The 12,564-nt window shown below is 54.3% G+C and carries 8 protein-coding genes; 3 read left to right on the forward strand and 5 right to left on the reverse strand.

Annotation, left to right across the window (positions count from 1 at the left end):
- The first annotated feature begins 7 nt into the window (after positions 1 to 7).
- Complete coding sequence (locus ACHHZ7_RS15825) at positions 8 to 1,921, forward strand: BglG family transcription antiterminator (RefSeq protein ID WP_060682828.1); 1,914 nt, start codon at positions 8 to 10, stop codon at positions 1,919 to 1,921.
- A gap of 33 nt (positions 1,922 to 1,954) precedes the next feature.
- Here the strand turns inward: ACHHZ7_RS15825 and nrdG are convergent, their stop codons facing one another.
- The 5 genes from nrdG to treR all read right to left on the reverse strand — a co-directional run bounded on the left by nrdG (position 1,955) and on the right by treR (position 9,312).
- Complete coding sequence (gene nrdG, locus ACHHZ7_RS15830; protein ID WP_048227187.1) at positions 1,955 to 2,419, reverse strand: anaerobic ribonucleoside-triphosphate reductase-activating protein; 465 nt, start codon at positions 2,417 to 2,419, stop codon at positions 1,955 to 1,957.
- Between the two features lie 120 nt (positions 2,420 to 2,539).
- The gene (nrdD, locus tag ACHHZ7_RS15835; protein ID WP_060682827.1) at positions 2,540 to 4,678 is read right to left on the reverse strand and encodes an anaerobic ribonucleoside-triphosphate reductase; all 2,139 of its coding nucleotides are present in this window, start codon (positions 4,676 to 4,678) and stop codon (positions 2,540 to 2,542) included.
- A 408-nt stretch (positions 4,679 to 5,086) separates the two neighbouring features.
- The gene (treC, locus tag ACHHZ7_RS15840) at positions 5,087 to 6,739 is read right to left on the reverse strand and encodes an alpha,alpha-phosphotrehalase (protein WP_060682826.1); all 1,653 of its coding nucleotides are present in this window, start codon (positions 6,737 to 6,739) and stop codon (positions 5,087 to 5,089) included.
- A 49-nt stretch (positions 6,740 to 6,788) separates the two neighbouring features.
- Positions 6,789 to 8,207 (reverse strand): PTS trehalose transporter subunit IIBC, encoded by a 1,419-nt coding sequence (gene treB / locus ACHHZ7_RS15845; RefSeq protein WP_008786051.1) that lies wholly within the window; start codon positions 8,205 to 8,207, stop codon positions 6,789 to 6,791.
- 157 nt (positions 8,208 to 8,364) lie between these two features.
- Positions 8,365 to 9,312: a trehalose operon repressor TreR gene (gene treR / locus ACHHZ7_RS15850; protein WP_060682825.1), complete on the reverse strand. Its 948-nt coding sequence runs from the start codon at positions 9,310 to 9,312 to the stop codon at positions 8,365 to 8,367.
- 191 nt (positions 9,313 to 9,503) lie between these two features.
- On the opposite strand from treR, the gene mgtL reads away from it, so the two are divergent.
- Both mgtL and mgtA read left to right on the forward strand, forming a co-directional pair.
- Complete coding sequence (mgtL, locus tag ACHHZ7_RS15855) at positions 9,504 to 9,557, forward strand: mgtA regulatory leader peptide MgtL (protein ID WP_223240846.1); 54 nt, start codon at positions 9,504 to 9,506, stop codon at positions 9,555 to 9,557.
- Positions 9,558 to 9,701: 144 nt separating this feature from the next.
- The gene (gene mgtA, locus ACHHZ7_RS15860; protein WP_048215054.1) at positions 9,702 to 12,410 is read left to right on the forward strand and encodes a magnesium-translocating P-type ATPase; all 2,709 of its coding nucleotides are present in this window, start codon (positions 9,702 to 9,704) and stop codon (positions 12,408 to 12,410) included.
- Positions 12,411 to 12,564: the final 154 nt, after the last annotated feature.

Raw genomic sequence — 12,564 nt, forward strand, 5'->3', positions numbered from 1 at the left:
AACTGACGTGCGATTCCCCAACCAACGTTTAGCACAGCTGTTTGACATGTTGCAAAACGAAGCGCTTCCACAGGACGAGCTGGCGCAGCGGTTGTCGGTTTCCACACGCACCGTACGGGCGGATATCACCGCGCTAAACGCGCTGCTCACCCAGCACGGCGCACAGTTTGTCCTCAGCCGGGGTAATGGTTATCAGCTCAAAATTGACGACCCGGCAAGCTTTCACACCCTGCAAACGCAGCAGCCCAATACGTTGCTGCGTATCCCACGGACCAGCCAGGAACGGATACACTGGCTGGTGGTGCGTTTTCTGACGTCGGCTTTCTCGCTGAAGCTGGAAGATTTGGCTGATGAATGGTTTATCAGCCGCGCGACGCTGCAAAACGATATGGCTGAGGTGCGCGAGCATCTGCAACGTTATCATCTGACGCTGGAAACGCGTCCCCGTCACGGCATGAAGCTGTTCGGCAGCGAAATGGCGATCCGCGCCTGTTTGACCGATCTGATGTGGACGCTGGCGCAGCAGGATCCGCAGCATCTGTTAGTGACGCAAGAAGCGCTGAATGCGGGGCTTCCTGAACAGTTGCAACCCGTTTTGCAGGACATTTTTGCCCGTTTCCATATTCGTCTGACCGATGAGGGCGAGCTGTTTTTACGCTTGTACTGCGCGGTGGCGGTACGGCGGATTAGCGAAGGATATCCACTCCCGGATTTTGCCGCAGAAGAGGCCGATCAATCGGTGTGCCTGGCCACGCGGGAAATCGCGGCGGTACTGCACCGCCTGGCAGACAAACCGCTTTCCGTTTCCGAAGAAAACTGGCTACAGGTGCATATTGCTGCCCGCCAGGTTCAGGAGATCGCGCCCAGTGCTATCAATGCGGATGATGACGAAGCGTTGGTCAATTACATCCTGCGTTTTATCAACACCCAGTACAACTACAACCTGTTGAATGATAAACAGTTGCATGCTGACCTGCTGACGCATATTAAGACGATGATCACCCGGGTGCGTTACCAGATAATGATCCCCAATCCGCTGTTGGAAAATATTAAACAGCATTACCCCATGGCGTGGGACATGACGCTGGCCGCCATCTCGGGATGGGGAAAATATACGCCGTACACCATCAGTGAAAATGAGATTGGTTTCCTCGTGCTGCATATTGGCGTCGGGCTGGAGCGTAGTTACAACATCGGTTACCAGAGACAGCCGAAGGTTCTGCTGGTATGCGATGCCGGAAATGCGATGGCGCGGATGATTGAAGCGGTACTGGCGCGTAAGTATCCGCAGATAGAGATCGTCGATACCGTAACGCTTCGCGACTACGAACAGCGGGAAAGCATCAGCGAAGATTTTGTCATCTCAACCGCGCGGATTGGTGAAAAAGATAAGCCGGTGGTGATGATTGCGCCGTTCCCTACCGATTATCAGCTGGAGCAGATTGGCAAACTGGTGCTGGTCGACAGAACCCGTCCGTGGATGTTGAACAAATTCTTCGATGCCGCCCATTTTCGTGTGATTGACGAGCCAATGGATCAACAAACGTTGTTCAAAACCTTATGCCGTCAGTTGCAGGATGAAGGTTTTGTCGACGCGGAATTTCTTGATTCGGTGGTTGAGCGTGAGGCCATCGTCAGCACCATGCTGGGTGACAGCATTGCCTTGCCGCACGCCCTTGGTCTGCTGGCAAAGAAAACGGTGGTCTACACCATCCTCGCCCCACAGGGTATCGCCTGGGGCGATGAAACGGCCCACGTGATCTTTTTGCTCGCCATCAGCAAGAGTGAATATGAAGAGGCGATGGCTATCTACGATATCTTCGTTACCTTCCTGCGTGAACGCGCGATGACGCGACTCTGCGCGTGCCGTAATTTCACCGAGTTCAAAGCGGTTGCGATGGAGTGTGTGAGCCGTTTTTGAGAGGCGGATAACAGAATGTTTACCGCCTGAAAGTTAACGCAAATGATGTACAACCTGGTTGCTGCTACCGCGCCAGATCAGCGCCGGGTCTTTAAGATCCTGCACAAATTTACCATCGACCAGCACGTTGATGAGATCCACCACCTGCATTTGTGCGGCGTTGAGTTCATCAAGCTTGTAGCCAGTCCACACCCAGATATCTTTCCCCGGACACTCAGCGTGAATACGCTGTACCAGTTGCAGGATATCCGGCACGTTTTGCGGATGCAGCGGATCGCCGCCGGACAGCGAAATACCCTGGCGAGGGATTCGCGTGTCGTTCAGATCGGCAATGATCTTGTCTTCCATCTCTTTGGTAAACGGCTGGCCGGAATTGAGTCGCCAGGTGCTTTTGTTATAGCAGCCAGGGCATTCATGCACGCATCCCGACACAAACAGGGTGCAGCGAGTGCCGGGGCCGTTAACGATATCGACGGGATAGTATTGATGGTAGCGCATAGCGGGTGTCCAGAAAGCATGTAGGCCGGATAAGGTGCTTGCACCGCATCCGGCAACATTGTGATGCCTGATGGCGACGCGATTGCGTCTTATCAGGCCTACGGCCTTTGCAAACGGAAATTAACCTATCTGCCCATTACCTAAATGCTTAACGCGGCGCTTCACTTCTTCCTGCTTACCGGCGTTAAACGGACGAGCGTCCGGGCTGCCTAAATAACCGCATACGCGGCGAGTGACCGACACGCGCGCGGCGTCGTGGTTACCACATTTCGGGCAGGTAAAGCCTTTGCTGGTGCACTCGAACTCACCGGTAAAGCCGCACTCGTAGCATTCATCGATTGGCGTGTTGGTCCCGTAATACGGCACGTGCTGATAGCTGTAATCCCAGACGTCTTCCAGTGCTTTCAGGTTGTGCTGAATGTTCGGATACTCGCCGTAGCAAATGAAACCTCCGTTCGCCAGCGGCGGGTACGGCGCTTCGAAATCGATCTTGTCGTACGGGTTAACCTTTTTCTCCACGTCGAGGTGGAAGCTGTTGGTGTAGTAACCTTTGTCGGTAACACCCAGCACCACGCCAAACTCGGCGGTATCCAGACGGCAGAAACGATCGCACAGGTTTTCACTTGGTGTACTGTACAGACTAAAGCCGTAGCCGGTTTCGTCTTTCCACTGATCGACCGCCTGACGCAGACGTTCCACAATGGCGATAGCTTTAGCGCGAAGCTGCTCGCTGTCGTACAAGTGTTTGTCGCCAAACAGCGCGTTGATGGTTTCGTGAATGCCAATGTAACCCAGAGAAATCGATGCGCGGCCGTTTTTAAAGATTTCAGACACGTCATCGTCTGCTTTCAGACGCACGCCGCAGGCCCCTTCCATATACAGGATTGGTGCAACGCGGGCCTTCACGCCTTCCAGACGCGCAATGCGGGTCATCAGCGCTTTACGCGCCAGGATCAGACGGTCGTCGAGCAGTTTCCAGAAGGTGGTTTCATCGCCATGAGCTTCCAGCGCGATACGCGGCAGGTTAAGGCTGATAACGCCGAGGTTGTTACGGCCATCGTGGACCTGTTCGCCGTTCTCGTTTTCCCATACGCCCAGGAAGCTGCGGCAGCCCATCGGCGTTTTGAAGGAGCCGGTCACTTTAACCACCTGATCGTAGTTCAGGATATCCGGATACATACGCTTGCTCGCGCACTCCAGCGCCAGCTGCTTGATGTCATAGTTCGGATCGCCAAACTTGTGGTTCAGACCGTCACGAATCGCAAACACCAGTTTCGGGAACACGGCGGTTTTACGATTTTTACCCAGGCCGGCAATGCGGTTACGCAGAATGGACTGCTGGATCAAACGCGATTCCCAGCTGGTTCCCAGGCCGAAACCGAAGGTGACGAACGGCGTCTGACCGTTGGCGGTATGCAGGGTATTCACTTCATACTCAAGGGACTGGAATGCGTCGTAGCACTCTTTCTCGGTACGGGAATGCGCATAACCGTCGGCATCTGGGATCTGCCACTCTTCAGCGGTTTTGCGATGCTTATTAAAGCTCTCGGTCACGAACGGTGCGAGAACTTCGTCAATACGGTTAATGGTGGTACCGCCATAAATATGACTGGCAACCTGCGCGATAATTTGCGCGGTGACGGCCGTCGCGGTGGAGATGGATTTTGGCGGCTCAATCTCCGCGTTACCCATCTTAAAGCCCTGCGTCAGCATACCTTTCAGGTCGATCAGCATGCAGTTAAACATTGGGAAGAACGGAGAGTAGTCGAGATCGTGATAGTGAATATCACCACGCTCGTGCGCCTGGACGACATCACGCGGCAGCAGGTGTTGACGCGCATAGTGTTTGGCGACGATACCGGCCAGCAGGTCGCGCTGGGTCGGGATCACTTTGCTGTCTTTGTTGGCGTTTTCGTTCAGCAGAGCAGAGTTGGTTTGCTCAACCAGACCACGAATTTCCTGGTTCAGACGGCCACGTTTTTCACGCTGTATATCACGGTCGTGGCGATATTCGATGTACGCACGGGCGAGTTGTTTGTACGGACCAGACATCAGCTGGTTTTCAACCGCTGTCTGGATCTCGTTGATATCGACCTGGCTGCGCTCATTCATCTGGCTACTAACGACTTCTGCGACGGTGGCACAGTAATCTGCGTCATCGACTCCCGCTGCTTTAGCTGCACGCAGAATGGCTTCTTTGATGCGCTCTGATTTAAACGGCACTTTACAGCCATCTCGTTTCATCACATGCGGTGTCATGATCACTCCATATTTATAAGAACAGGTTATCCACAGAGGTTGGGGAAGCGGTCATGGCTTTATTCATCTATCTGGCCAATGACTTCCCGCAATCCTGACCCACTTTATCCACAATTCCACCGTTAAACGGTGCACTGTAGTTGTAGCAATTGTAGTCGATTAATACAACATATTGGGTCGGCGTGCATTTTAAGTTCTATATGTAGTGATTTGCATCAAGGATGTTTACGATTTATTTGATGTAGCGCAAAGTAAAAATCGGAGCGTACAGATGACGGGCAGTACAGCGATTGTAAATTGTGGGCAGAAAATTCTGATTAATTATTCAACAAAAACAGGAAGCTAAGCTAAGCGTATGTAGCAACGCCCGGTAGCGCTATGCGTACCGGGCCTGAACATAATTGCAAGCTATTTTTGCACCCACCAGACGGCCTCAAAAGGACGCAGTGTCATGTCCCCTGGTTGGCTGGCAACCTCGGCATAGTTGTGCATCAGCACCTGCCAGTTTCCGTCGGTCTGGGATGGCTGCCAGCTCTGAAAGGTATCGCTTAGATTGGCAATGACCAGCAGCCGCTGCCCTTGCCACTCTCGTTGATAGCACCACAGATGCGGGCTGTCCGGTAGCAGATCCTGGTAGTCGCCCCAGGTGATAACCGGCTCCGCTTTGCGCAAGGCGATCAGCTTCTGATAGGTGTAGAACACCGACTCGGCATCGTTCAGTGCTGCCGCTACGTTAATGTCTGCTGCGTTGTCACACAGATTGATCCACGGCTCGCCGTAGGTGAAGCCCGCGTGTTTGCTGCTATCCCATTGCATCGGCGTGCGGCTGTTATCGCGTGATTTACTGGCGAGGATCGCCAGCAGTTCTTGCGCATCGCGTCCCTGGCCGTTCAACTCGGCAAACATGTTATGGCTTTCCACATCGCGATAATCGGTAATCTGGCGGAAGTGCGGGTTGGTCATGCCAATCTCTTCACCCTGGTAGATGTAGGGGGTGCCCTGCATGCCATGCAGCACCATCGCCAGCACTTTGGCCGACGGAACGCGGTATTTACCTTCATCGCCAAAACGCGACACGATGCGCGGCTGATCGTGGTTACACCAGAATAGCGCGTTCCAGGCCTGATTGTGCATGCCCTGCTGCCAGTGGCGGAACAGGGTTTTTAGCGCCACATAATCGGGTTTTGCTAACGTCCACTTCTCACCGTTGGGGTAATCCACTTTCAGGTGGTGGAAGTTAAAGGTCATCGACAGTTCACTACCATCTTGTGCGGCGTACTGCTGGCAATGTTCAAGCGTAGTGGAAGACATTTCGCCGACCGTCATCAGGTTGCGTGGGGTAAAAACATCGCGGTTCATCTCACGCAAAAATTCATGCGCGCGCGGGCCGTCGGTATAAAAACGCCGTCCATCGCCGTCGGGATCGTTCGGGAAGTCCTGGTCTTTAGAGATAAGATTCACCACGTCGAGGCGCAGTCCGTCCACGCCGCGATCGGCCCAAAACTCGCATACTTTCTTAAGCTCGGCGCGTACCGCCGGGTTTTCCCAATTCAGGTCGGCTTGCTCCGGAGCAAAGAGGTGCAGATAGTACTGCTCGCTTTCGGCGTGCCAGCCCCAGGCGTTGCCGCCAAACTTGGAGCGCCAGTTATTTGGCGGGCAGTCTGGCGTGCCGTCGCGCCAGAGATAAAACTGACGATACGGGCTGTCTTTATCCAGCGCTTCACGAAACCAGGCGTGCTGGGTTGAGGTGTGGTTAAACACCATGTCGAGAATAATACGGATGCCGCGCGCTTTCGCCTGCGCCACCAGTTCATCAAAGTCTTCCAGCGTGCCGTAGGCCGGATCGACAGACGTGTAGTCTGCGACGTCGTAACCGTTATCAACCTGCGGCGAAATATAGAACGGCGTCAGCCAGATGGCATCAACGCCCAGCTTTTGCAAATAGTCGAGGCGCTGCGTCACGCCGCGTAAATCTCCGGTGCCGCTGCCGGTGGTGTCCTGAAAACTCTTGGGGTAAACCTGATAGATAACGCCGTTTTGCCACCAGTGGGGAATATTCATGGTTGTTTCCTGGAAATACGCTGGGGCGCAACTGCGCCCCGAAGAAAAGTTAGACAATCTGTAATGTGCCCAGACGGTGTTTACGCTGGTAAACGAACGAGGTCAGTATCATTGGGATGACAATCGCAATGACCATCGCCATGCCAAAGACCTGCCAGTAAGTCGGCTGGATGGAGAGGATGCCCGGCAAACCGCCGACGCCAATCCCGTTCGCCAGCACACCGTTCAGGCCGCACAGCAGTCCGGCGAGACCGGAGCCGATCATCGCGCACAGCATTGGGAAGCGGTATTTCAGGTTGATCCCGTACATTGCTGGTTCGGTTACCCCGAGATAGGCGGAGATCGCGGCAGGAACGGAAATTTCACGTTCGTTGTGTTTGCGACTGGAGATAATGATCCCGACCACCGCAGAGGCCTGAGCGATATTCGACAGTGCGATCAGTGGCCATACCGGCGTACCGCCCATGCTCTGAATCATCTGCATGTCGATAGCCAGCGTGGTCTGATGCACACCGGTGATCACCAGCGGGGCATACAGGAAGCCGAACAGCGCCGCGCCAATCGGAGCAAAACTGCCGGTCAGCAGATGACGGACCGCAAACGCGACACCGTCGCCAATCATGCGGCCAAATGGACCGATAAAGGCATGCGCAAGGAATACCGCAAGGATCAGCGAGCACACCGGGACGATCACCAGATACAGGTAATCCGGGACGATGCGCTTCATGCGTGTTTCAATAAACCCGAGCGCCAGCCCGGCCAACAGTGCCGGAATGACCTGCGCCTGGTAGCCCACTTTCTCAATGCTGAACAGGCCGAAGTTCCACACGTCCGGCACCTGCTGACCGAGCAAATAGGCGTTCATCAGTTGCGGAGAAACCAGGGTCACGCCCAGCACAATACCGAGGATCGGCGTACCGCCCATTTTCTTCACCGCCGACCAACAAATCCCGACCGGCAAATAAAAGAAGATCGCTTCGCCAATCAGCCACAGGAAGTCATAGAGGGTTTTCAGCGAAGGATGCATCTGCGCCAGCGTCTGCCCGTTACTCATGGGCAGATCGCCGATCACGTTACGGAAACCTAAGATCAGGCCGCCGCTAATCAGCGCTGGCAGCAGCGGGAAGAAGATCTCCGCGAAGTGAGAAATCAGCTGCTCGTGCCACTTCATGTTCTGCCGCGCCGCTTTCTTTGCCTGCTCTTTGTCGGCACTGGCTTGTCCGGTGGTCGCCAACAGCGCTTTGTAGTAATCGCCCACCTCGGTGCCAATTACCACCTGAAACTGCCCGGCGTTGGTGAAGCAGCCTTTGACCATTGGCAACAATTCGATCTCTTTCGGTCTGGCGTTTGCAGGCTGATTCAGCACAAAACGCAGGCGAGTAATGCAGTGACTCACCGTAGCGATATTGTCGCGCCCGCCAACCAGCTCAATCAGCCGGTCGATGTCTGCTTGTTTTATTTTGCTCATGATGGTGTGTGTTCCCCGTAGACCGGAAAAGACGCTGTTGCGTCGTCATTCGGCAACTCTCTCGTTGTTGGCGCCAGAGTATATCTTCGATGAATATTTAAAAATGGGAACGTTCCCGAAACGCAGCGAAGATCACAAATTAATGCTCAGAAAGCGATCAGGAGAGGGTGGAAGGAATAACGATTTGTCGTGGTTCGCTGCGGCCGTTGATCTGTTCGATCAGCTGCGAGGCCGCTTGTCGCCCGGCTTCGGCGTATCCTGGATCGACGGTGATAATTTCCGGATGGAGGAATTTCATCAGCGGCGTGCTGCCCACGCTCGCCAGCTGCAGGTTCTCAATCCGCTGCTCCTGCAGGTATTTGCTGACGCCAAGGGCAAGGGTATCCGTCGCACAGACTAAAGCGGTGGTTTCCGGGGTGATGACGTTGGCGGCCAGCTCATAGCCCTGCTTCATGGCCAGACCCGGCAGCGCGGCCACAGGATGTAGTTTGTGTTTTTTACAGAATGCCAGGTAGGCCTCATGGCGGCGTTTACCAGTGGTCACATCGCTATGCGGAACACCAAGAAAGCTAATATGGCGATGCTCGCGTTCGTATAAACGCTGCATCAGGGTACGAATGGCACCCTCATCGTCATAGCAGACGGAGGCAAAGCCTTTGGCATCTCTAGCCAGCAGCACCAGAGAATCCTGCCAGGAGGCGAGCATGGCTTCAGTAATGCCGGTAAAACCAAACAGCACCACGCCATCAATGTTGCGGCGTCTGAGCATGCCGAGATGTTCTTCAACCAGCTCGGGCGAGAACTGGCTTTCCATCATGATCGGATCGTAGCCCTGTTCATAAAAGGCGGGCAGCATGGTCTGCACGGCGAGATTTTCCGAAAGCGAGTCCAGACGCGTGACGATAATCGCCACCACCTTGTCGCTTTGTCCGCGCATAGCGCGTGCGGAACGGGAAGGGGAAAAACCGTGCTGATTCATCACCGCCTCAACGCGTTCGCGGGTGCGTTCACTCACGCCGCTTTCATTGTTGAGCACACGGGAAACGGTTGATTTTCCCACACCGCTTAAGCGGGCGATGTCTTTAATGGTCAGCCGATTTTGCATCCTGTTTTCCCGTGTTGCGTGTGAAGTTATGCCAAATAGAGAATAACTTTACTCAAGCGCGGCGCAATGGGCAAAGTCTGGTATACGTTTGGTTTAGTTTCCATGGTTTATCATACCGCCATAATTGCCACAAACCTTATGGTTTTCTGCGTATAATCCGCGGCGCAAATCATTCACTTACCGGAGGCTATATGGATCCCGATCCCACCCCTCTCCCGAGATGGAGAAACAACCCTTTCCGGTAAGCCTGTCTTTCACTGTCTTACCGGAATAGTAAGACAGTGACGTTCTGACGTCCCTGTTGTGATTTTAATATTGCCACCAGGCAAGGCTTTGCCACGCCTGAAGGCTTTACTGCGCCTGTTTATACAGGTGCAGAGGGACTGCCTATGTTCAAAAATATGACCCGCCAGCTGTTTGCCCGGCTAAACCGCCATTTACCGCATCGTCTGGTGCATCGTGATCCATTGCCGAATGCTCAGACCGTTGCCAGCACGCCGATCCCGCCATCGCTGAGCGAACATTGCCTGAAAATGGCGCTGATGGACGAAGACGCGCTGTGGAAAACGTTCGGCGCTCATCCGGAAGGCTTAAACGCCGCAGAAGTCGAGAACGCCCGCGAAATACATGGCGAGAACCAGTTGCCGGCGCAGAAGCCGTCGCCCTGGTGGGTGCATCTGTGGGTCTGCTACCGCAATCCGTTTAATATACTGCTGACCATTCTCGGGGCGATTTCCTATGCCACCGAAGATCTGTTTGCCGCTGGCGTCATCGCCCTGATGGTCGTCATCTCTACGCTGCTGAATTTTGTGCAAGAGGCGCGTTCCACCAAAGCGGCTGATGCGCTGAAAGCGATGGTCAGCAACACCGCCACGGTGCTGCGCGTCATCAACGAGAAAGGGGAGAACGGCTGGGTTGAACTGCCGATCGACCAGTTGGTGCCCGGCGATGTCATCAAGCTTGCAGCAGGGGATATGATCCCGGCCGATCTGCGCGTGGTACAGGCTCGTGACCTGTTCGTAGCCCAGGCTTCGCTGACCGGTGAATCGCTGCCGGTGGAGAAAGTGGCAACCAGTCGCGATCCGCAGCAAAGCAACCCGCTGGAATGCGATACCCTGTGCTTTATGGGCACCAACGTGGTGAGCGGCACGGCGCAGGCCATCGTGATTTCAACCGGAGCCAATACCTGGTTTGGGCAACTGGCCGGTCGCGTCAGCGAGCAGGAAAGCGAGCAGAATGCCTTCCAGAAAGGGATCAGCCGCGTCAGCATGCTGCTGATCCGCTTTATGCTGGTGATGGCGCCCATCGTGCTTATCATCAACGGCTACACCAAAGGTGACTGGTGGGAAGCGGCGCTGTTTGCCCTGTCTGTGGCGGTGGGACTGACACCGGAAATGCTGCCGATGATCGTCACCTCGACGCTGGCGCGTGGGGCGGTGAAGCTGTCAAAACAAAAGGTTATCGTTAAACACCTCGACGCTATCCAGAACTTTGGCGCAATGGATATTCTGTGCACCGATAAAACCGGCACCCTGACTCAGGATAAAATTGTACTTGAGAATCATACGGATATCTCTGGTAAACCCAGCGAACATGTCCTGCATTCTGCGTGGCTGAACAGCCATTATCAGACCGGGCTGAAGAATCTGCTGGATACGGCGGTGCTGGAAGGTGTGGACGAAGAATCAGCCCGCCAGCTCTCGACTCGCTGGCAGAAAATCGATGAGATCCCGTTTGATTTTGAACGTCGCCGCATGTCGGTAGTGGTGGCAGAAGAAACCGATGTGCACCAGCTGGTCTGTAAAGGGGCGCTACAGGAGATCCTCAGCGTATGTACCCAGGTGCGTCACAACGGTGAGATAGTCCCGTTAGATGACAACATGCTGCGTCGGGTGAAACGCGTTACGGACACGCTGAACCGCCAGGGGCTGCGTGTGGTGGCGGTGGCGACGAAATACCTGCCAGCGCGTGAAGGTGATTACCAGCGTATTGATGAATCAGATCTGATCCTCGAAGGCTATATTGCGTTCCTCGATCCGCCGAAAGAGACCACCGCACCTGCGCTTAAAGCGCTGAAAGCCAGCGGCATTACGGTGAAAATCCTCACTGGCGATAGCGAATTGGTGGCGGCAAAAGTGTGTCATGAAGTGGGCCTGGATGCGGGCGATGTGGTTATCGGTAGCAGCATTGAAGGGTTAAGCGATGATGAGCTGGCTCGGCTTGCTCAGCGCACCACGCTGTTTGCCCGTCTGACGCCAATGCACAAAGAGCGCATTGTCACGCTGCTCAAGCGCGAAGGCCATGTGGTCGGCTTTATGGGCGATGGTATAAACGATGCCCCGGCGCTGCGTGCGGCGGACATTGGTATCTCCGTTGACGGCGCGGTTGATATTGCGCGTGAAGCGGCGGATATCATCCTGCTGGAAAAGAGCCTGATGGTGCTGGAAGAAGGGGTGATTGAAGGACGCCGTACCTTCTCTAACATGCTGAAGTACATCAAAATGACGGCCAGTTCAAACTTTGGTAACGTATTTAGCGTGCTGGTGGCGAGCGCCTTCTTACCGTTCCTGCCGATGTTACCGCTGCACTTACTGATTCAGAACCTGCTGTACGATGTATCCCAGGTGGCGATTCCGTTTGATAACGTCGACGAAGAGCAGATCAAAAAGCCGCAGCGCTGGAATCCCAGCGAATTGGGCCGCTTTATGATCTTCTTTGGACCGATCAGCTCGATCTTTGACATTCTGACCTTTTGCCTGATGTGGTTCGTCTTCCATGCCAATACGCCTGAACATCAGACGTTGTTCCAGTCTGGCTGGTTCGTGGTGGGCCTGCTGTCGCAAACGTTGATTGTGCATATGATCCGTACCCGTCGTGTGCCGTTCATCCAGAGCCGCGCCGCGTGGCCGCTGATGTTGATGACGCTGGTGGTGATGGTCGTCGGCATTGCATTACCGTTCTCGCCGCTGGCCAGCTATCTGCAATTGCAGGCATTGCCGCTGAGCTACTTCCCGTGGCTGATTGCGATTCTGGCGGGTTACATGACATTGACTCAATTAGTGAAAGGTTTTTATAGCCGTCGCTACGGCTGGCAGTAAACATCAAACGCCTCAGCAGGATGGTGTTAATACCATCCTGCATTCCTCATTTTCATTCGAAGATATTACCTCGCAACATTAGTGTTTTATTTTTATTGAAATGCTAACGGGTGTTATTAGTATCAAATCGCCTTCCTTGCGTTGTTTTTTTATC

The sequence above is a fragment of the Citrobacter freundii complex sp. 2024EL-00216 genome (assembly GCF_043945515.1).
GTDB lineage: Bacteria > Pseudomonadota > Gammaproteobacteria > Enterobacterales > Enterobacteriaceae > Citrobacter > Citrobacter portucalensis.